At 61.1% G+C, this 22496-nt stretch carries 13 protein-coding genes; 4 read left to right on the forward strand and 9 right to left on the reverse strand.

What is annotated here, in order from left to right; genetic code table 11:
- Nucleotides 1-163: 163 nt before the first annotated feature.
- From ACRQEG_RS07120 to ACRQEG_RS07160, 9 genes are all read right to left on the reverse strand, one after another.
- A complete protein-coding gene (locus ACRQEG_RS07120; protein WP_087070025.1) occupies nt 164-1876 on the reverse strand; it encodes an ABC transporter ATP-binding protein in 1713 nt (570 codons plus the stop codon).
- Nucleotides 1870-3693, reverse strand: a complete 1824-nt coding sequence (locus tag ACRQEG_RS07125; RefSeq protein WP_087070026.1) for an ABC transporter ATP-binding protein — start codon at nt 3691-3693, stop codon at nt 1870-1872. The genes ACRQEG_RS07120 and ACRQEG_RS07125 overlap by 7 nt, the downstream gene beginning before the upstream one ends.
- Nucleotides 3694-3705: 12 nt before the next feature.
- Nucleotides 3706-4386 (reverse strand): TetR/AcrR family transcriptional regulator, encoded by a 681-nt coding sequence (locus ACRQEG_RS07130; RefSeq protein WP_087070027.1) that lies wholly within the window; start codon nt 4384-4386, stop codon nt 3706-3708.
- 135 nt (nt 4387-4521) lie between these two features.
- Nucleotides 4522-4878, reverse strand: a complete 357-nt coding sequence (locus ACRQEG_RS07135; RefSeq protein ID WP_280522331.1) for a Fic family protein — start codon at nt 4876-4878, stop codon at nt 4522-4524.
- Entirely contained in the window at nt 4827-5342 is a 516-nt protein-coding gene (locus ACRQEG_RS07140; protein ID WP_200807212.1) for a Fic family protein, read from the reverse strand. The genes ACRQEG_RS07135 and ACRQEG_RS07140 overlap by 52 nt, the downstream gene beginning before the upstream one ends.
- 211 nt (nt 5343-5553) lie before the next feature.
- A complete protein-coding gene (locus tag ACRQEG_RS07145) occupies nt 5554-10896 on the reverse strand; it encodes a Rib/alpha-like domain-containing protein (RefSeq protein WP_143231812.1) in 5343 nt (1780 codons plus the stop codon).
- Between the two features lie 738 nt (nt 10897-11634).
- Nucleotides 11635-12675 carry a class 1b ribonucleoside-diphosphate reductase subunit beta gene (nrdF, locus tag ACRQEG_RS07150; protein WP_268760135.1) on the reverse strand — a complete coding sequence of 347 codons (1041 nt, stop codon included), beginning with the start codon at nt 12673-12675 and terminating at the stop codon, nt 11635-11637.
- 202 nt (nt 12676-12877) lie between these two features.
- Nucleotides 12878-13432: an NADPH-dependent FMN reductase gene (locus tag ACRQEG_RS07155; RefSeq protein ID WP_200807162.1), complete on the reverse strand. Its 555-nt coding sequence runs from the start codon at nt 13430-13432 to the stop codon at nt 12878-12880.
- A gap of 93 nt (nt 13433-13525) precedes the next feature.
- On the reverse strand, nt 13526-15349 hold the full coding sequence (locus ACRQEG_RS07160) for a choice-of-anchor M domain-containing protein (protein WP_101595650.1): 1824 nt from the start codon (nt 15347-15349) through the stop codon (nt 13526-13528).
- Between the two features lie 124 nt (nt 15350-15473).
- On the opposite strand from ACRQEG_RS07160, the gene ACRQEG_RS07165 reads away from it, so the two are divergent.
- The 4 genes from ACRQEG_RS07165 to ACRQEG_RS07180 all read left to right on the forward strand — a co-directional run bounded on the left by ACRQEG_RS07165 (nt 15474) and on the right by ACRQEG_RS07180 (nt 22495).
- A complete protein-coding gene (locus ACRQEG_RS07165; RefSeq protein WP_394533039.1) occupies nt 15474-18563 on the forward strand; it encodes a choice-of-anchor M domain-containing protein in 3090 nt (1029 codons plus the stop codon).
- A 132-nt stretch (nt 18564-18695) separates the two neighbouring features.
- Entirely contained in the window at nt 18696-19508 is an 813-nt protein-coding gene (locus tag ACRQEG_RS07170; RefSeq protein WP_320758257.1) for a carboxymuconolactone decarboxylase family protein, read from the forward strand.
- A gap of 1011 nt (nt 19509-20519) precedes the next feature.
- Complete coding sequence (locus ACRQEG_RS07175; RefSeq protein ID WP_320758256.1) at nt 20520-21281, forward strand: ATP-binding cassette domain-containing protein; 762 nt, start codon at nt 20520-20522, stop codon at nt 21279-21281.
- Entirely contained in the window at nt 21278-22495 is a 1218-nt protein-coding gene (locus ACRQEG_RS07180) for a DUF7224 domain-containing protein (RefSeq protein WP_320758255.1), read from the forward strand. The genes ACRQEG_RS07175 and ACRQEG_RS07180 overlap by 4 nt, the downstream gene beginning before the upstream one ends.
- Nucleotide 22496: the final 1 nt, after the last annotated feature.

The following is a 22496-nucleotide window of genomic DNA, read 5'->3' on the forward strand; positions in this document are numbered from 1 at the left end:
GTGGCGCTCTTCTCAGTGAACGGTGTTTTCCCAGGGGCCAGTTTACTGAGTGGCAGCGTCGTCGTACCAGTACCCACATCAAATTCGTAAGCGATAGAACCTGTCGGAAATACCGACAGCTTGCTTCCCACTGGGCGCGCTGCGCTACCGAATATACGCAGGTTCAGCGTGCCATGAGCTGCGAAAAATCGATGACCTGGTCTGCCCACGCAATTGTGGAGGGACGGTGAGCAACCATAAGTACCGTGCGGCCTGCGGCGAGGCGCCGTATCGCTTCGCCGATGACTGCCTCGGTGATGCTGTCCAGCGCGGAGGTGATTTCGTCGAGAAGGAGGATCGGGCTGTCCTTGAGGAAAGCTCGGGCGATGGCAACGCGTTGTTTCTCCCCGCCGGAGAGCGCATTTCCGCCCGGACCTACTTGGGTGTCCAGTCCGGCGGGCAGCCGCTCGATAACCGGATCCAGCCCAGCCTGGCTTACCGCGGTGAGGATTTCTTCCTCCGTGGCATCCGGCTTGGCCAACGTCAGGTTTTCTCGGATGGACCCGCTGAAGAGGTAGACATCCTGGAACACCATCGCGATGTGGCGCATGGGCTGGCATTCGCGGATATCGCGCCCGCCGAGCGTGATGGTTCCGCTCTGTGGCTGCCAAAAGCCGGCTACCAGCGCCAGCGCGGTGGTTTTTCCTGCCCCGGAGGGGCCGACCAAAGCGGTCACTTTACCTGCCGGGGCTTTCAAGTTGAGATCACGCAGCACGGGGCAGCGCGGATCGTAGCCGAAGGTTACTCCGGAAAACTCGATGGTGCTATCCGCGAGCGCACCCAGATCCGTGTTCGTAGGCTCGGCGACAGTCGAGATATCGGGCTGTTCCTCGGCGGCCGCGATAATTTCGCGCACCCGTTCGAGGGCTTGCATGGAATCCGTGAGCGCGGTGGAGTATAAAACTGATTGCGAGAGCGGCAGATTAATACGGGTGAGAACGACGGCGATGGCCAGGAAGCTCAGGAAGTCCAGGCCGCCACCAACCACCAGAGCTCCGCCCCAGCCCAGGCATACGGCGAAAGCCAGCTCGACCAGCAGGAGGAACGCGGAGGCCGGACGGCTTTGGCTGCGCAGCGTCCGCAGGATTCCGGTGGACTCGGCCGCGAGAGCCTCATCCAGGGGCTGCCATTGGGTTTGCCCGCTGCCGCGCAGGACTTGCTGGAGTTTCGCGAATTCGATAATCCGCCCGGCTACTCGGCGTGAGAGCCGGGCTTCGCTAGCTTGAGCTTCGCGCACTGCTCGGTGCATCCATCCCCAGATGAACCACAATCCGATACTGGTCACCGCGAGGACCACCCCGAGGCGCCATTCAACCACCGTGACCACCACGGCCATAACGAAGGGAACCACCACCCCTGAGATCACCGCAGGGAAGACCAGGGAAGCCAGGTGGGAGAGGGTGTTAACGTCTTTCGAAGTGGCATTTATAACCGTTGTGCGGCGGGACGGTGTAAACCACCCGACCGGGAGGCGCACTACCGCCGCACCGATTTTCTTCATGAGCTCGTCGCAGATCGCGTACACGCTCACCCGATAAGACCAGCTCATCGTGACCACGTAGAGGAAAAATGTGATGGCTCCGCTGATGCATATCGCAATGAGCCAGGAGGATAGCTGCCCATCGGCCGGCGCGCCGCCGCCTGCTCCGATCCCGGAAGCGTCGAGAATTCCGGCACCGCCGCCAACGCCGCCTTCGGTGAGCAGGGCCCGGAGGAACCCGATGAGCATCGCTAAGGTGATGCCCTGGGCCACCGCGGCCGCGGTGTAGGCCCCTATCAAGATTTTTATTTGGCGCACGTGTAGTACGGTACGCATCGCCGTGAGCATTTTCAGCATGGGATTCCCTGCTCTTTCAGCATGTCGCGGTACAGGCCCGCGGTGGCCGCAAGTTCGTCGTGGCAGCCTGATTGTACGATCCGCCCGCCCGCAATCACCAGAATCTGGTCGGCTTGGGCGAGCCCGCTCAGCCGGTGAGCGATCACCAAGGTGGAGCTATGCCCACGCCGCGCCGCGATGACCTGGTGCAGCGCCTGCGCAGTATGGGTATCTTGGTGTGCGCTCGCTTCATCCAGGATGAGGAGCGGCGGATCTGCCAACAGCGTGCGGGCAATACTCAAGCGCTGCGCTTCACCACCGGAAAGCACAGCGGCCTCCCCCAGGATCGTGTCATACCCGTACGGGAGTGCGGCGATCCGTGCGGCGATATGCGCGCGGGCCGCAGCTGCCTGTATCTGTGCATCGGTAGCCTCCCGGTTGCCGAGCAGGAGGTTATCCCGCACACTCACCGCCGCTAAGGACACATCCTGAAATACTGTCCCGACCTGGCTGTAGAGCCCCGCACGGCTGTATTCGCGCAGGTCGTGCCCGCCGAGGGTAATGCAGCCACTTTCCGGATCCCAAAAACGTGCCGCGAGCGCGCCGATGGTCGTTTTCCCCGCTCCCGAGGGCCCGACCACGGCGGTCAGAGTTCCGGGTGGGAGGGTGAAACTAATATCGTGCAGGGCCGGGCGGCCCGGAGCATAACCGAAGGACACATTCTGGAAACGTAGTTCCGGGGCGGAAGCCGACGGGGCGGCCGAATCCGTAGCGCACGCAGCCGTAGTGGCCGAAGGCGTGGCGCGCGCAGCCGGGGCAGGAACCTGGTAATCCCCTACTTCCTGCGGTTTTTCCGCCAGCAGCGCTGCTGTATCTTCGCCGGCCCGCAGTGAGCCTTGCAGGTTCTGGGTGAGCGTCATGAGTTGCCCCAAGCCCGCGGGTAACCCGAGCCAAATAGTGAAGAACGCCAGGCTACTCGCGGGTGTGATCCAGCCGCTCCACACGAACCAGCAGATGATCGGGGCGCTCCACGCGAGGATCACGCCCGGCTGGCTCAATGCGGATACCACCGCGATTCCTTTACCGGCCCCGGCCAGCCAACGGAAGGAGGCGTCGGAATTTTCTTCCCGCGCCGTGGTGAAGCGCCCGCCGACTCCGGTGGCGGGGAGTTGGTAGTTTTTGATTTCTTTTATGCCATCGACGAGCTCCACGGTTGCGTCCGCGAGTTTCCGTTGGGCGACGTCGTAATCTTTAACGGCTTGATCCCCACCACGGAAAGCAATCCCCATGGCCAGGCCAACGGCAACAACAAATACTCCGCCCAGGAGCAGCGCCAGCCGCCAGTCGAGCACGCACAGGTAGATGCCGCCCACCAGCGGCGCCACGAGCGCGCTGGCGAGTTCGGCGCTGGCATGGGCAACCAGAGTGTGGATGGCGCTGGTGTCATCCACCACGATTTTCCGGATTTCACCCGGGCCCAGCCGCCGCACGCGCCCCAAAGGCAAAGCGCCTAAGTGTGTGATGATACGACGGCGCAGCCGATGCCGCAGCCCTGCTTCGCTGATATGGGTGATACCAACTGCCCAGTTGTAACAGATGTGGTGTACCAGTAAGCCCACCAGGGTGAGCCCCAACCACCACCAGATACGTGCCGTGCCGCGGCCGCCGAGCCAGTCATCAGCCAGGCCAACTAATGCGATATACGGAATGACCGAAGCGCCGGATCCGATCCCGGCAATAACGAAGGAGACCAGCATTGACGTGCGCACGGGTGCGACCAACTGCCACGTAGTCGCTTTCGGATCCTGCTTCGCGTTTTTCCCCTGATGGTGAGACATGGGATCTTCTTTCTACCCGAGCGCATGCGTGCCGGAAGGTACCGGGGCTTCCAGGACACTCCGCCATCCGGCTTCCCGGAAGTTTTGAAGTAAGCCTAGGTATTTTTTGGCGTTCTCACGGTTGAGGCCTTGCCTGAGGGCACCGAAGAAGCCGTACCAGCCGGTTTCGCACATGACCTGCGCGAACGCTGGCCATACCGTATCTTCCGGGCCGAGCTCGATATATAGGCGGGCTTCATATTCGGCTAGATCAGCTACGAAGCTCTGATAGGGAGTACCCGCGGATCCCCACAGAACTAACTGAAATACGGTGAGGTGGTCATAGACGTAATCGATCATCCAATCCGTAATACTGCTACCGAGCTCCTCACCGGCGCTGCTACCACCCTGCCGCGATTCTTCCACGCGAGCCTTTTCGGCAAGCGGATTTTCCGTGAGCGACTTTTCCGTGAGGGCAAGACCACGCATAATACCTTCGCGGTGCCGCTGGCGGAATTCCTGGCAACAGGGTTCCACAAGAGCCGCAAACAAAGCTTGTTTATTATCAAAATGGGTATAGAGGGCGCCGGTGGTGACATTGGCTTCTTTGGCAATCACACGCAAGCTGGCAGCTTCATAGCCGTGCTCGGAAAAATTCCGCAAAGCCGCAGCAAGGATTCGTTCCTGCGTTGAGCTATTTCCACGTGCCGCCATCGCAACCCCACCTCACATAACACTGTTATGCGATAAGGATAGCCCGGCAGAGGCAGGGCAGCAAGGGGCTATTTCGGAGTATCGGAATCGGCGTTGCCGTGACTGGTAACTTGAACCATTATCTTGGTCGGTAACTTAGACGCTATCTTGGTCGGTATCTTGGTCGGTCAACCGACCAAGTACATCGACTTTGGCTAAAGCATCACGGATTACCTCCAGCATGAGCTCAACGAAGCTTGAGCTTTCCCCTTCTTTACCCGATACCGCGAAAGCTCGGCAATAGTCCTGCTGACGTGACCGGATGAGTTCCTCCACGGGAAGCCACAAGAAGATCTCCTTCCAGCGGCCAAGGAGCAGGGAATGCCAGAGCCGGCCCGTACGTCCGTTGCCGTCGGCGAAGGGGTGAATGAACTCGAATTCGTAATAGAAAACCGCGCTTTTTATAAGCGGGTGCAACGTGGATTCCTGATACCACGCGAGCAAATGGGACATGTGTTGCGGAACCAGATCCGCCGGTGGGGCCGCGTGCACAACCACATTCCCCGCAAAGACCCCACACCGCCAGACCGGAAACGCCCACTCTCGGGAACCAGCCCGCTCATCATGGTTCCGTGCGCGCGCAGCACATTCCGCACTGACATCGGATCAAGTTCGGGAAGCAGGTCATATGCGCGGCCGGCGTTGTACACCTCGAGAACCTGAGCGGTCACGTCCGCGGTATATTCACCGCCAAGAATGGCCCGGACAGAATCCAGCGGCAAGGTATTCCCCTCAATGGCGAGGGTGGCGTGAATTGCGCGAATACGGTTCTCGCGCCGCCCAAGCTCTCCCAAAGAATCCAGCCAGAATTTCCCGTCTTCCCCCGGGCGTTCCAGTTTTTCAACAAGGTTGCAGACCTGGCCGACCAGTGCGTCGCAGGCAGGTGTTATGCGCAGTGGTGGTTCGTAACCGCTCATCTCCCGATGCTATCCAAGCAGCATTCCCGCCACCGATCCACACGCCGAGAAACCGCATAGCAGGACTACGCCCCGCGCAAGCAAAGGGGCCGCCCCTGATATTTCAGGAGCGGCCCCTTGCGTTAGCCGTGCGGCTGCTTCCGTAACCCATTGGAAACTTCCGCAGCCACGCGGCTGCTTGGGTAGCTTTAGCTACCTCAGCAACATTGTGTTACTTCTTGCGCCGGCGAATCGCCACGCTACCCGCACCGGCAGCCAGCAGAGCGAAGACTGCCAGCGATGCCACATCGGCACCGGTCGCGGTCAGGCCCTTGGCCTTCTTGACCTTCTTGGTCTTCGGTGCGGCCTTGCCCGGGTCGTTCGGGTTCAACGGGTCGGTGCCGTTCTTAATTTCGTCACCGTCGTTGATACCGTCACCATCGGTATCGGCCTTATTCGGGTTGGTTGCCTTGCCACCGTTCTTAGCACCGGTCACTTCGTCACCATCAGTGAGACCATCACCATCGGTGTCCGGGTTGAGCGGGTCAGTGTTACCGGGCTTGCCGTCCTTATTGAACTTATCGTCCTTGAACGGGTTCTTGGTGCCATTAACCTCATCCCCATCCGTGAGCCCGTCACCATCGGTGTCCGGGTTCTTCGGGTCAGTACCGATCACCTTTTCTTCACCATCCGTCAGACCGTCACCATCGGTATCACCCTTATTCGGATCGGTACCATTATTGATTTCGTCGCCATCATTGACGCCGTCACCATCAGTATCGGCCTTATTCGGGTTAGTCGGAGTGCCACCATTCTTAGCGCCCGTCACCTCGTCACCATCATTCACGCCGTCACCATCGGTATCCGGGTTGAGCGGATCAGTGTTACCAGGCTTACCGTCCTTATTGAACTTGTCATCCTGGAACGGGTTCTTGGTGCCATTGACCTCGTCACCGTCCGTGAGCCCGTCACCATCGGTATCCGGGTTCAATGGGTCAGTCCCGATCTTCTTTTCCTCACCATCAGTGAGTCCGTCACCATCGGTATCCGGGTTCTTCGGGTCGGTCTTGGTGGCCTTGGAGTCATCAACCTTCGGGGTGCCATCCTCATTACGAGCAGGCTTACCGTTCTCGTCGATATCCGTGCCAACTTCCTCACCATCGGTCAGGCCATCACCATCAGTATCAGGATTCTTCGGATCGGTGCCCAGGTCCTTTTCACGACCATCAGTCACACCATCACCGTCAGTATCCGGATTCTTCGGATCAGTCCCGTCCTTCTTTTCGTCCCCGTCCGTCACGCCGTCACCATCGGTGTCAGCATTGTTCGGGTCCGTGCCGTCCTTGATTTCGTCAGCGTCGGTCACGCCATCGCCATCGGTATCGGCCTTGTTCGGGTTGGTCGGCTTGCCACCGTTGTTCTTGCCGGTAACTTCGTCGCCGTCATTCACCCCGTCACCATCGGTATCCGGGTTGAGCGGGTTGGTGTTACCAGGCTTGCCGTCCTTATTGAACTTATCGTCCTTGAACGGGTTCTTGGTGCCATTGACTTCGTCGCCGTCGTTGATACCGTCACCATCAGTATCCGGATTCTTCGGATCAGTCCCGATCTTTTCCTCTTCGGAATCGGTCAGGCCATCGCCGTCGGTATCCGGATCCTTGACGGTCACCTTGGAGGTATCGAGGACCTTGTCACCATCCTTGATGGTCACAGTGATCTCGGACTTGTCCTTAGCACCCGCGGGTACCTTGACCACAACATTGCCATCGGTGCCGATGGTGCAGGTTGCACCGCCGGTCGCTTCGCAGGTCGCGGTCGTCGGGATCGGGCCGTTCGCCGGGTCCTTCGTGAGCGTCACGTCCGCACCGGGCTTACCTTCGCCGTCGTTCCACGCCGGGCAACCATTGTTGGAAGCCGGGCCGGCGATGGTGGGGCACTGATCCTGAGCATCGGGCACGCCGTCGTTATCGCCATCCGGGTTCGGAACCGGAGCGGGGGCCGTGACGGTCACCTTGGACTTGTCGAGGACCTTGTCACCATCCTTGATGGTCACCGCAATCTCGGTACCGGGAGTTGCACCCGCCGGAATCTTGACGACGACGTTGCCATCCCCGCCAATAGTGCACGTGGCACCACCGGTTGCTTCACACGTGGCCGAGGACGGGATCGGGCCATTGGCCGGGTCCTTCGTGAGCGTCACATCGGTGCCGGGCTTGCCTTCGCCGTCGTTCCACGCCGGGCAACCATTATTGGAAGCCGGCCCGGCGATGGTCGGGCACTGATCGGCATCCCCGGAGACCCCGTCCTTATCGGGATCAGGGTCAGCAATGGTCACGGTCGCTGTATCCAGGTCCTTGCCGTTGGGGTCCTTGACCTTAACAACGATCTGGTCCTTATCCTTCGCATTCGCGTTCGGAGTGACCGTGATCGAGCCATCCTGGTTGAGCTTGGCGGTACCCGGACCAGTCACCTCAACGGTGGAACCGTCCGGAACCGGGCCACCCGCGTTAGGCAGCTGCGCCGGCTCGCTCGGCTTGGTGGTCGTGTCATTCCAGGCCGGGTTATTCGGAGCAAGCACGGTCACCTTGGAGGTGTCCAGGTCCTTGCCGTCGTTCTTGACGGTCACCGGGATCTCGGTACCGGGGGTCGCGCCGTCCGGAACCTTCACGGTGATATTGCCGTCGGTGCCGATGGTGCAGGTAGCACCGTTACCCGCCACGCACGTGGCAGACGCCGGGATCTCGCCGTTAGCGGGATCCTTCGCCAGGGTCACGTCCGCACCGGGCTTACCCTCGCCGTCGCTCCAGGCCGGGCACCCGTTATTGGTGGCCGGGCCGGCGATGGTGGGGCACTTGTCTGCGTCGTCGTTCACGCCATCATTATCGGTATCCGGGTTCGGAACCGGATCCGGGGCCGTAACCGTCACCTTGGGTGTGTGGAGGGTCTTGCCCTCGTTCTTAATGGTCACCGGAATTTCGGTGCCGGGGGCGGTGCCTTCCGGAACCTTGACGACGACGTTGCCATCGGTGCCGATGGTGCACGTGGCACCATTGCCGGCCTCGCAGGTCGCGGTGCTCGGGATCGGGCCGTTCTTCGGGTCCTTCGTGAGCGTCACGTCAGTGCCGGGCTTGCCCTCGCCGTTGTTCCACGCCGGGCAACCATTATTGGAAGCCGGGCCGGCGATGGTGGGGCACTTGTCTGCGTCGTCGTTCACGCCGTCATTATCGGTATCCACCGGAGCCGGAACGGTCACGGTTACCGGAACCTTGACGGTATCGGTGCTGCCATCCGGGTAGGTGACAACAACGGGAACCTCGTAGGGGCCAGCGGCGGTGCCCGCGGCCGGAGTCACCGTAATGGCGCCGGTTTCGGGGTTAACCGTGGCGGTAATCGGGGAGTTCTCGCCGAGCTTGAAGGTGGTCTTCTTACCCTTCTCCGTCGGAGCGGGGTCGGTTTCGACCTTCTTGGTAGCGAGCTTATCGAAGGTGGGGGCCGGAACCTCAATGGTCTGCCCCGCTTCTACCGTATTGTCCTGCTTGTAATTCGGATCGTAGGTATCGGTGAGCTGCGCGAGCACCTTGACCGGAACCCAGGTCTTGAGCTTGAGCTTGTTCTTGGCGTTGAGCGGATCGGTCACGGTAGCAACCACCGGGATGCGGTAGTCACAGGGAGCCACGTCCGCGCCGGGCTTGACGGTCACCACGCCGGTGGCCGGATCAACAGTAGCCCAGGCCTTCGCACCTTCGCCCAGCTCGTAGGTAGCATCGGCGGGCAGCTGGTACTTGTTATTACCGGCCTGCGTGAAGCCCTTGGCTTCGCGGGTCGCGTAAGGAGCCTTGCTCTTCTCAGTTTGGGTCTTCTTCACCTGGACGGCGTCGTACTTGACGGGAATCGCGCGCACGATGAAGGAATCGGAAGAAACAGCGTTTTCAGCGGCATACAGAGTTGCCGTGTAGATTTCGCCGTCCTTCGCGTTATCCGGAACCTTGAAGTATGCCTTGCTGGCATCGCTCAGCTTCTTCAGGCCGCCGTTGGTCTGCACAACCTTGCCCTTGGAATCGGTCCACTCGATGCGGTTGGGCAGCGGGGAGAGATCCTTACCGGTCAGCTTGACTTCAGCGGTCTGCCCGGGGAGGGCGTAGTTTTCCTGCGCGTCGAAGTTCGTGATATCCAGTTCCACCTGCACGCTGAGCACCAGCGCCAGATTGACGTTGTACCAGTTATTGGTAATCAGATTGACAGCCGCGGAGGTTTGCGGAGTCCACGAAGCATTCGAGTTGAACATGTTGAAGGTCTGGCGCATGAAGGAGGAGTAGTTCGGGACTACTCGCCCGTTCGGGTCCAGGACGTACATGTAAATACGGTCCACGTCCGCGCCGGCATTCTTCGGCAGGCGGATGGTGTACATGCCCTTTTCGTTCGTGGTGGCCGTGTAGGTACCCTCGATGTAATCGGGGTGCTCGGTGAGCATGTCACGGACCTTGACCTCGCGGTCATTCACGGACGGGGTGGCATTACGCAGTTCCTGGAGCGCAGCCTTGCCCGCGGGGGTCAGCTGCGAAAGCACCACGGTGTAGCCGGAGGCCACCACATCACCCGAGGTATTGAAGTTCGGGCCGGTGGCGGAGTTGGCAAGATCGCCAGCACCGGATTCGAACCACACCTTGCCGGAAACGGAGTCCCGGGTAGAAAGAGTCACGGCCGGGTCGGTCAGGGGACCCTTGTCATCATTGACCCATTCGTTCTTGGGGCGGGTGAGGTAATCATTCGGATCGGTGTACATGAACACCGCGGTCCGCTGCATATTGGTGCCGATAAGCGGGAACTGGCCCAGGTTATTGGCCGTCACGCTATTGACGAAGGCACCCGGGAAGAAGCCGCCGGCCTGGCGCACCATGGTGACGGGATTGCCGGCCGGGTTGGTGAAATCATTAATCCACAGGCGGTAGTACTGGCCAGCAACAGCCTTGTAGAGGTGCTGCTTGCCGGTGTTATCCACCCAGGGCACGCGCAGATCAAAAGCGTAGGCGCCGGGGCCGATCTGGCTTCCGTCGCTCTCGTCAATCGTCTTGACGGTGGTGGAGTAAATCGGGGAGGCCGCGCCGTCGGTATCACGCCACTGGAGGTACACCTTGGTTCCGTCCGGAACCGGGGTTGCACCATTGGAGGTGGTTGCCGGCGTGCCAACGCCGCCGAAGAACGCACGCCCCGAGAGCGTGTTCTTGGCGTTACTGGCATCGGTGGTGCTCTTAATCCAGCCGGTCTTGAAAGCATCGGCTTCGATAATGGCATCTTGCTTGAAAGGAATATCCGGTCGGTTAGCGCCAGCTTGGTTCGCGCCTGCTTCGACAGCGGTGTCACCGACATACGTCGGACACTGCGCCGTGGGAGCAGTCGGCGCCGCACCGGAATTACCTTGGGGTGCAGCGTAGGCGATTCCCGAAGCAAACGTCGTCATGAGCGCCGCGGCGGTGAGACCGGCCCACACTTTCGTGCGACGACGATGCCCACCCTTGCGGGACACAGACGCGGAGACTCCGGGCGCCGACTGAGTCGACTCCGTGTGTTGGGACATTATTTCTCCATTAGTAGGTTTATGGATCGTTAGGGTGAAGCATGAGGAGAGCGTCAATTGTGGGAGGGTAGCGCTGGAGTGCACCCCCCCCCCGCAATTCAACCGACCCCGTCAGCTAAATCGCCTAAACAATTCATGAGCCTAGCACAAAGAGCCGTATTCAATTATTCAGTACCAAAGGTTATATAAACCGCGTAGCAACACGGCTCCCCTCGCGGAGATAACTAACTTTTTATCAGGCCGTTTCAGAATTATTTACTAAGTATTAACCCGCGGCGCCGCGCGGTTTTGAGACGGGCGCTTCGTTGCGCTCGGGCCTGCCTGGCCGCTTTTTCGACGGCGCGGCCGCGCGTCCACCTCGCCATTATGCCGCCCGCACCGGCGTGAATAATAATACTTTTCCGTGACAGTGCGGGCCTTCGCTCACCACCCACACCGCCCGGGCGGTACTAAAGTCCCGTGCCGGCGCGGCGAAAGGGCGGGCATGCGCGCGGTACATTCCCCGATTCACACCGCGCCCCGCCACGTGAATACTTATGTGCCGCCACGGTCCCTACCTGGGGCATCGCTCCGGTAAATGTACCCAATCTCTCGTTTTCTCGGGGCGGCCACCCGCACGCATCACCCGCGCAGTCAGCCGCCCCGATCATCGCACCACAGGTCAGGACCTTTGGGCTACTCGCCTGTGGATTATTTACCTTGGGCTACTCACCTTCTGATACTCAGCTTCGGGCTACTTTAGAAATCCCAATCGTCGTCGGTGGTATCTTCCGATTCCCCAATAATGTAGGAGGAGCCCGAACCGGAGAAGAAATCATGGTTTTCATCGGCTGCCGGGGAAAGCGCGGTAAGGATCTCCGGGCTCACCCGCGTTTCTTCACCGCTGAAGCGTGCCTGGTAGCCAAGGTTCATGAGCGCCTTATTGGCGTTATAGCGGACGAAAATTGCGACGTCGTCCATCAAACCCACGGGCTCGTAAAGTTCACCGGAGTACTCGAGTTCCATCTGGTAGAGCTTTTCGAGCAACCCGTAGGTGAATTCTTCCATTTCCGCGCGCCGCGCCTCGCCGCATTCTTCCAGGCCGCGCTGGTACTTGTACCCGGAGTAGTACCCGTGCACCGCCTTATCGCGCAGGATGAGGCGAATAAGATCCGCGGTATTCATGAGCTTGCCGCGGCAGGACAGGTAGAGGGGCAGGAAGAACCCGGCGTAGAGCAGCAGCGAGGAGAGCAGGGTGGAGGAGACCTTGCGCTTGAGGGGGTCATCGCCCACGTAGTGTTCCAGCACCGCCTTGGCTCGCTGCTGGAGTAGCGGATTATCCACCGCCCAGGTGTAGGCTTCCTCGATCTGGGCGCTCGAGGCCAGGGTGGAGAAAATCGAGGAATACGAGCGCGCGTGCACCGCCTGCATGAAGGCGATATTGGCGTAGACGGCCTGCTCGTGTTCGGTGTGCGCGTCCTGGATCTGGCTAATTTCACCGATGCTGGCCTGCACGGTATCCAGCAGGGTCAGGCCGGTGAAGACCCGCATCACGAGGGTCTGCTCCACCTCGCTCATGCGCTGCCAGGAAGGCAGGTCATTGGAGAGCGGCACCTTTTCCGGCAACCAGAAATTCGCGGTGAGCCGGCGCCACACCTCCAAATCCTTCTCCTCCGGGACGTAATTCCAGTTGATCGGCCGGAAGGGCCCCTCGGGATGCTGGATGTACTGCGGCGGCATAAAGGAACGCAGGGTGTAATGCCGTCCATCAGGTGCGCTCATGACTTCTCCAATTTTCATCAAAACACTAGATATTGTGGTCACTTCAATTTAGACCACTAGATATAGTGTCGCATTGTGGGCACCTAGGACTTAAGGCTCGCCGCAGTGGTGTACGTCATAACGACGACGCCGCACCTTTCCCACCAGCGTTCTGGCCACGAAAAAACACCCCCGAGCCGGCCGGAGCCAACTCGGGGGTGCGCTACGCGATGAGCGAGATTTACTTCTTCTCGACCAGGGCCACGAAGCGGTCAATATAGCCGCGCACGAAGTCCGCGGTATCGGCCTTCAGCTTGCCGGACTCATCGAAGAGTTCCGGGGAACGGCCCAGGAACACTTCGGGCTGCCCGGGCATGGGCATATCGAAGTAGGAAAGCGCCAGGCGCAGGTTCTTCTGCGAGCTGTAGCCGCCCATGCGCCCCACCGAATGGCTGATAATGCCGGCCGGCTTGTTCTTCCAGGCCACATCGCTATTGGGCTTGGAGCCGATGTCCACGGCGTTCTTCAGGCAAGCCGGCACGGTGCGGTTATTTTCCGGCGTGACGAAGAGGATGCCATCGCTGGCCTTAATGGTTTCCCGGAAGCTGGTGTAGCTTTCGGGCAGGGGTACGTCCGTCACAGCTGCGTCGTCGTAATCGAAATTGTAAAGCGGCAGGTGACCGATCTCCACAATCTCCACCTGGTACCCTTCGGGGAAATAGCCGGCCACTTCGCTCGCGATTTTGCGCGCGTAGGAACCGCGCCGCAAACTACCCACCAGAATTGAAATCTTCATAAGTATCCCGCGCTTTTCACTCGTGTATTGACTGGGTGTGCCGCGCCCGGCCGCCGCCACAGGCGCCGAAGCGGACGCTGCCACCATCATAGGCTAGGCCCGCTTGCGGGTGTACAGCACCACCCCACCCACGCAGAGGAGGGCCAGGGTGACCGAGAGCGGGTCGATAACCTCGGAGCCGGAATGGGCGAGGTTATTGCCGAGCTTCTTGCCTTCGCGTTCCAGCTGGGCGATTTGCTCGGCGGAAAGTTCGCAAGGTTGGCCATCCGCGGTGCGGCCTTCCCACACCGTTTCGGTGCCGCCGCCGCTCGAACCGAACCACTGCTGGCCCACCAGCTGCCCGAAGGTACCCGATTCGAATACAGCCATCTTGCCGGGGCCGGACACGCTGGTGACACTCAGGGTGAGCTCGCCGGTGGTCGCTTCGCGGAAGCTGGGATGCTGGGTATTCGCGCCGAGCCACGGCACACCGGAGACCTGGCTGGAGGAAATCATGTAGATGCGCTCGCCGGCGCTCGCCACGAAATCGATGCCGGCCGGGGCGGTGGTGGCCGCGGCCTCCCCCAGCCCGAAGCTCAGGGAAGCCGGGTCAACCCACTGCCCGGAATTATCGTCCTTGACGGCGGCGCGCAGCTGGCCGCCGTCCACCACCGCGCCCAGGTCGTAATGGCCGCTATTGGCGGTGCCACTTCCCCCGACGTTGAAGGTGAGGGTGGTGGTGCTGGACAGGCGGGTGCCGTCCGTTGCGGTGGCGTTGAGAGCCAGGCCCACCGTGTAGGTGCCCGGCTGGGTGAAGACCCAATTGGGGTGCACGTGGGTATTGGCCGGGATTGTATGCGAACCGCTGGCGCCGCCGCTGGCGGCGCGCTCCACCGGGGTGGGGATGCACACCGGCGCGGCGGGCGCTTGCGGGGCTTGGCCGGCCGGAGCTTGAGGCGCTTGAGCCGAGGGTGCCTGCGTAGCGCCGCCGTTCGGCGCCGGGGTGCCGGGCACGCCGTTGGCCCCGCCGTTAGCGCCGTTCCCGCCGTTGGCACCATTGGCACCGTTCGCGCCACTTCCCCCATTGTCAGCTCCCGAGGTGGTTCCGCCGCCCGGAGTAGATGAATCGCCCGGCACGCCAGCGGCGCCGTCGTTCCCACTACCGGAACCACTACCGGAACCACTACCGGAACCACTACCGGAGCCATCGTTATCGTGACCCTGCGCGGCCGCAATCGCCGCGTCGCCCACCGCCCAGGTGTAGGTGCGGGCGGGCGCGGTGAGGGTGCCGGCGGGAGTATCCACTTCGGCGCGGACCGTCATGCGGTAGGTGCCGGGCGCGGAGAAGAGCCAATTGGCGTGCTGGTGCGCGGGTTCAGGCTGGGCGATCACGCTACCCGGCCCCATCTGGAAGCTCGGGGCGCCGCCGGCGTCGCGCAGAATCGGGTTGAGGGTAGCGAAATTCGTTTCCCACAGGAAGACCTTGCCGGGACCTTCGAGCTGCTCCACTACGAAACGCGCCGCGGTGCCGCCGAGCTGGCGTGCCGCACCGGAATCCCAGCCGGGCCATACAATTCCGGGCTGCTGCACCTGGTCGAGCAAAAAGCCGGGCGTACCCAGCTGCGGAACCTCGGCAGATTTGCTAATGAACGTTCGCTCCACTACCCCGATCACGGTTTCTTCGGGGGCGCGCTCCACCCCGGTACCGGTGGCATCTTCCTTGAGATTGAGGGAGATGGTGCCATCCGCCCCGGCGGTGATATTGAAGAGGTCCATATGCCCGGAGGTGAGAACGGTGGGCTGCCCGGCCCCCGCCCCCGCGGGCGCTGCCGGCGCCGGTGCGGCCTGGGCGGCAGGAAGGAATGCTCCCCACCCGGCCAGGAGCGCCGCCATGGCGCCCGCCAGCCCCGCCGCAGCACGCCGTGTGAGTGCTGTCATGACTTTCCTTTCCTTGCGGTACTTGCGCCACCTAGCCTATTTGATAACAATAATGATTATCAATAAGGGGTGATGTGGTTGTCTCTCACCCGGACTGCCGCACACCGAAACGGAAAGAGACAGAATGGCACGACGCCTCCTCGCGGCCCTGGCCGCCGCCGCACTCACCGCCGGGATAGCTCCGGCCGCCGCGGCCGCCCCGGATGACGGAAAGATTGTCACAACGACGGCGCACGTTGACGCCCCCAAGGTTTTTTGGGAAAACGGTACGTTCGTGCTGAAAAACGAAGCCTATGACGAGCTGTATCCGCTGGAGAAGACCGTCAATTGGGTGGGGCGCGGCTACGCGCGCTCCGGCTCGAATCAGGGCGGGCAGCAGTACATTTTCCTGCCCCCGGATAACGAGGCTTACGGGCATCTGCGCAAGGTGGCCGAACGCTGGTATTCCGCGCCGGGTATGCCCAGCGGTCCCTTCCCCATCTGGGCCGGTTTCGGTGCGGATGCCGCTATTCCCGTGGAGCAATTCCGCAACGGCACCTTTGCCCTCGAGCTGACCAAGTTCGACGGCCCGGGGCGCATGGAAGCCTTCATGACCAATATGGATCTTTACCTCCCGCTGTTCTCCAGTCACGAGAGGGGGCGGCGGGTCTCCTACCTGGTGCCCGGCAGCCACACCCATAACGAGACCGCTTTTACCAAGCCGGGGCGCTACACCCTGACCTACCGCGCCATCGCGCGCGGGGTGGATGGCAAGATTATTGCTTCGCAGGAGATTCCGTTTGTGTGGCAGGTGGGTGGTACCCGCCCGGCCAAGGATGCGGGCCCCGATCTGGCTACCGCGTTCAACGCCGCCCCCACCGGGGATACGTCCGGCTACCGTTTCTCCCTCGCCCCGTATGCGGGCCGCGAGCATGACGCGGATGACCAGCTCACCGAGCTGCGTTTCGATGCCGGTTCGGAAACGGTTGCGGGGAAGGTGCAGTTCTTCCTGGATGGTTACTTCCTGGCCGAGGTGCCGGTGGAGAAGGGGAAGGCGCGCTGGGCGGAGATGATCGGCTCGGGTGCTTCGAATTTCCAGGCGGTATTTATCCCGGCCGCGGGAGGTGGCACTCCTGCCGGGAATAGCGATACTCCTTCCACTACGCGCACCGCCGCAGCTAATACCGCAACTGGCGCGCGCTGGGTTTCAGCCCCGGTCTCCTACACCTTTGGCGATGCGGAGGCCGGCACCTCGGAGAGCGCCGCTCAGCTGCCCGAGCCCCATTCGCAGGATCCGGCGCCGGCCATGGCGGGCGGGGAGTATACGCCGTCGTCCTTCGACTACACGGTACGCACGGAAAAGACGGCTGCCGGAAACGTGACCACCTCGGTTGCTTTCACGGATCCGAAGGTGCGCGCGTACGTGCACGGCGGCTACTACGCGAAAGCGGAGGATAAGTACCCGGATTGCGAAGTGAATATGGTGACGGATTCGCGCGGCGTGGCCTCCGTGACCCAGGGCGATTCCTGGTGCGAGGGCTACCATCTCAAGCTCAGCATTGACCCGCATCCGGAAGTGAATATGAGCGCGGCCGCCGACGTGCGCTTCGGCACCATGGATTTGAGCGCCCCGCAAAGCTATTCCGGCCGGCTCGCCGCGGCTCCCGCGATTGGTACCGGCACGCAGCCGGCCCCCGGGCCGCAGCCTGAGCCGGCACCGAAGCCAGGGCCGGAGCCCGGCCCGAATCCTAGCCCCAATCCTGGCCCCAATCCTGCGCCGAATCCGCCCGTGCCGGCGCCCACGCCTTCTATTTCGCCTAGCGCTCCCGCACCAGCTCCCGCACCGAAGCCCGCCCCGTCGCGCACCATTTTGCGCCGCGGCCACGTGGACCTGCAGGCGGTGCCGGGCGAGGGTGGCCCGGGCGTCACCCTCAAGGACGATACCCTCGAGCACGCCACCACCTCGGTGCAGCGCGATGTGAGCACGGTGGCGCTGGCGGTGCCCGATTCGGCGAAGTCGCCGCGGGCGAAGGGCGCGGCTTTTGATTTCCTCGGTGCGGAGGGCGAGCGGCTCTACCAGCTGCCCCAGAACTGGGATCGTTCGCATATTTGGCCCGGGTGGTCCACGGAGAGCTACCGCAAACCCACGCGTTTCCACGTGGAGCCGGAGTCGATTCCGGCGGGCGCGCAGTATCACGCCTACGCGCTGAGCGGTTTCGGGAACGTGGATCGGCTCTTCGACGCCTCGCGCACCGCCCTTGACCTGCCCGATCCCACGCACCAGCACGCCGGTTGGGCCTTCACGCAGCCAGGCGTGTACGTGCTGCGGGTGTGGTACGACGACGCCGCAGCCGCGCCGGAAGTTTCCGGCGCGGGCGGGGCCAATCGGGCGGGCCGCCTGGTGTTCTTGGTCGGGGATGAGGCGATCGCCGGTTACGAGCAGGGCACCGTGAGCATCCCCGGCGATCCTGCCGCTCCCGAACCGGGCGGTGCGGATCAGCCCTCCGCGGATCCACATCCGGACGGGAAGCCCAATCCGGGTGGGAATCCCGGTGGTGCGCCGAATCCTGGCGGAAAGCCCGGAGGTAACCCTGGCGGCAACCCAGGCGGCACCGTCAATCCGGGTGGTGCGCCCACGCCGGGCACCACTCCCGCACCGCAACCTTCGGCCACACCCGAAACCCCGGAGGGAAATAGCACAGCAAAACCAAATCCACAGCCGGGTATACCCGGCATTGGAAATAATCCCGGGAATAAGCCGCTAACTCCGGGCGTGCCGCCCGCGCCTGCTCCGCTTCCGGAGAATCCCGGGGCGAAGGTGCTGCCACCGAGCGGCACCGCACCGCTCGGCCCCGGTGGCGGCGCCACCCTCACGGGTAACCGGGTGGTTGGCGCACCGCAGACCGGTGGCGGCGGGGCACCGCGCCCCATCTCCCCCGCACCCGCGAAGGCCGGTGGGCCGGCGGCCGGGAAAGCGGCTGCACCCTCCGCCACTCCGTCGGCGAGTGCCACGCCCGGTGCCGGCACACCCTCCGGCTCCGCCTTCGTTGGCATGCCGAATGGCGCAGCAGGCCAGGGCAACCAGGCGACCGCCGGTGCAAATGCGGATGCTTCAGTAAGTGGCTGGGATCGGAGCATTAAGCTGAGCACCCTGGCGAAGATCATGGGCGTGATCACTTTGTGTGCCCTGTGCCTGGGCGGCGGCGTCGCCCTGGAACGCCACCGGCGCAAGTAACGCACCTATGAACGGACCGGGCCACTAAGGCCCGCCCCTACACCCCGGCGCACCCGAGAACGGCTGCGCCGGGGTGTAGTCTGTTTTTGGCTGGGCAAAGGCGTCGGCCATACATGAAGGAGATGATCTCAGGTGAGTGAGAAGATTACCCAAACCGCGGGCCGTGACCAGCTGGGGAATTTCGCCCCGCTTTTTGCCGAGCTCAATGACGATGTTCTTTTTGGGCGGGTGTGGAATCAGCCCGCGCTGTCTCTCAAAACGAAGTGCGTGGTCACGGTGGTGGCGCTGATGGCCTCCGGGATCACGGATTCTTCGCTGCGGTATCACCTGGAGAACGCGAAGAATCACGGAGTGACCCGGGAGGAAATCGCCGCGATTATCACGCATGCGGCCATGTACGTGGGTTGGCCGAAGGCCTGGGCGGTTTTCAATCTGACGAAGGATGTGTGGAGTCTTGATGCCGAGATTACGGGTGCGGATGGTAGCGCTGGCTCCAATGCTGACACGGATGCACTGAGCGCCAAGGAACGCCACGCGCGCGAGTGCCTCTTCCCCATCGGTGCCCCCAATGACGGTTTTGCTCAGTATTTCATCGGGCAGAGCTACCTCGCGCCGGTCTCCACCAGCCAGGTTCCCATGTACAACGTGACGTTCGAGCCGGGCTGCCGCAATAACTGGCATATTCACCACGCCTCCAGCGGCGGCGGCCAGATTCTTATCTGCGTGGCCGGCCGCGGATTCCATCAGGCTTGGGGCCAGCCGGTGGAAGAAATGCTGCCCGGGGATGTGATCAACGTTCCGGCGGGCACCAAACACTGGCACGGGGCCGCGCCCGATAGCTGGTTCTCCCACCTCGCTGTGGAAGTTCCCGGGACGGATACCTCCAACGAGTGGCTTGAGCCGGTGAGCGATGCGGAGTATGCGCGGCTAACGCGGCACAACTAGCTCGCCCCTAGAACAGAATTGTTATGTCCATATACTTCTTTGACACGGACTCTCGCTACTTTTTGGACAGGGAATCCATGCCCTTGTTTGACAATTTCTAGCCGGCCCCGTCTACCCGAATTGGCCCGTGCTGGGCGGGGCGTACTCACAACCCTCCACCATTCCCAAGTCCGCGTAGCGGCGTTTGACGAAAAGTATCGGCGGGGAATCGCATCCGAGGCCCCTCAACGTAGCGTCGTAGCACTCATAGCCATATAGCACGCTTGGAGGGTGCGCGCCGGATCGCGTGACTGGAGCCTTGCTCGGGCTGGCAAGCTCGCCTGCGGGGCCAGAAGGCTATGCGGCCTTCCTTACGCTAATCGTGCAGATTTAACGTGCGCTTGACACTGCGTGTCGACACGGGCAGCTTTGTCCAAAAAGTGGGTAGACATGTTGTCAAGGAAGTGACTGGACTCCTTGTCCAAAAAGTCAATGGACTCCCTGCCCAAAAACATTCAAGACATCACAGATTTAGAGCAGACTCCCGTTCAGTCTAAACAAATCTCATGGTGAATTTCTCTTCAGAACGACTTATTTCAAATAACAAACACACCTAAGCCCTTGTATGTAACCCACATCACGGAATATTATTAAGTTGTGAACAGATAGTTCACGTTATTCAAAGGAGAATATAATGAAAAAGATACTAGGCACTACTGCCGTAGCCTTACTTGCAGCTCTACCAACAGCTGCCTACGCGTCAATGTCTGCCGGCCAATTTGGAGGATCGACCAACGGCGTCATTTTCCAAGTTAATACTTCGAATCCCGGTGGTTTCTGGGCTAATTCTGTCGCAACAGGAGGAGCAACCGTAAGCGGGAACTACCGGACCCACGCCCGGTGTACTGCACAACCGACACGACAGGGAGACTACGCCTATATCGCGAGAGGTGCAAAGGTATCCCAGGTTTCTCGGGGGGCCTGTTTCTGGGGTATCTCTTCTGGCACGATCCAACAACAAGGTTAAAATCTATGCTTACCACTTGGAAGCTAACCCAGGGGTACTCCGCGTCGAATCCCGTCTTTAGCGGACTTGACGCGGAGTTCCCCTCCGGGGTTACTGCTTTGTTGGGACCAAATGGCGCCGGCAAAACTACCCTGCTACGTACCCTGGCCGGCCAATTGCGCCCGCGTGACGGTAGCGTTTATATTTCCGGGAAACCACTCCAGAAACTCACCTGGCGCGAACTGGGACAAAGCATCGGCTACCTGCCGCAGAAAATCACATTTGATCCCAGGCTCACCGTTGCAGAATTCGCTTCGTATATCGGCTGGGTGCGCGGCGTAGCGCGCTCAAATATTGATACCTCGGTGCGCACGAACCTCCGTGATTTCGATATTGACGACCTCGCCAATAAGAAAATGGGAAGTCTATCCGGTGGGCAATTGCAACGAGCCGGATTGGCCGCCGCCAAAGTGGGCGACCCGCAGATATTACTTCTTGATGAACCAACGGCCGGCTTGGATCCGGTACAGCGCGTAAAATTTCGAAAACTCCTCGGCGCACACCTGGCGGATACCGTCATCATCTCCACCCATCTCATTGAGGATATTGTTCATGTAGCCGAAACTGTTCTGGTCTTCGACCAGGGCACTATCCGTTTTTCGGGAACGGTGACGGAACTGGAAAACCTTGGTAGCCACGCTGGCACTGATACGCGAGATATGAGCCTGGCGGAGGCGGGCTTTATGGCGGTATTGGCCGGAGAAACTCCACAGGGGAGCACGTCATGATTTTCTGGCCCTACCTCAAACGTCACCCCCATCTCATCAGCGCGCTCCTCACCCTGATAGTCGGCACGATAGCGTTATGGCTCCTACGTGATTCCTGGGTGGGCTATACGAGTGCCACGGCAAATTACGCTCTCTGTGGTTTTATTTTCGGGATGCCGCTGGTTTCTGCGATGCAGGCAATTCACTCCGAACGAATCCGTGCGGTAGATCTTCCCACGTGGGTGCCGTATTCCCCGCGTCGCGTGCTCATGCAGAACGTCAGCGCGCTGATGCCGGGACTCATCACCATCCTCTTCACGGGAGCGGTGCTCAGTGGCGCCGCCCTAGGGGTAACTGCCATGGCACGCGAGGAGCTCGCGCCGGTCAATATTCATCCGATCATCGGGTACCTATGCCTCGGATTCCTGGGGGTACTTATTGGCCATATGATCGGACGAATAGATGCATCTAGCGCCGTACTCGCAGTGGGAAGCTTCGGGGTAATGCTGGGCATTGCCATGTTCACCACACAATATACGGTGCTAGAACCCTATATGGAGGTATCACTCCCCCAGCTCTACGCCCTTATTGCAGTGACAGCACTAGCCTTCATCCCCGCACTTTTCCTTCCGCGGCGTACGGGATGGCATAAAAAGCAAAGTGTGGGCAGTTTGATATTTGTTTTTATTGCTGCTGCTACCCTCATCGCTACCAGCGCGCTCTTCCCGGAGCCGAGCCAACGCCGGGGCGGAGGTCAGGTATGCACCACGTCTCAACCTTTCCTGTGCGTCTGGAAAGAACACGAGCCCGCTTTGCGAACATTCACGAATATCAGCGACCGTATTCTGCCACTTATCCCCGAAGGAATGCCAGTTGCGGATACCTTTGAAGAATTTGCGCTCAACGGCAATCACTACAGCGGGCGAACCTTAAACTTTGCGAGCGCGGATATGGATGACGAAAGCATGCTCGTTACTGCGCTGGTATACCCCCTCACGAATCGGAGTTATGAAGGAGGATCAAACAGTGATGCCGGGAATGCCGCACGTAATGATCTTGACCTATGGCTCATGATGCGAGGCGCCCCGAATAAAACAGATAGTTCTTTTATTGCCGACGGCCATGATTCCGCGACAGTGGAACGCGCGCGAGCAATCACTGCACTACCAGAGGCGGAACAGCGCGCCTGGGCTCAGGCGACGTATGCAGCATCTGTTGCTGATTTAGAGAGGTAGC

Source organism: Actinotignum stranguriae (genome assembly GCF_051265215.1).
GTDB lineage: Bacteria > Actinomycetota > Actinomycetes > Actinomycetales > Actinomycetaceae > Actinotignum > Actinotignum schaalii_C.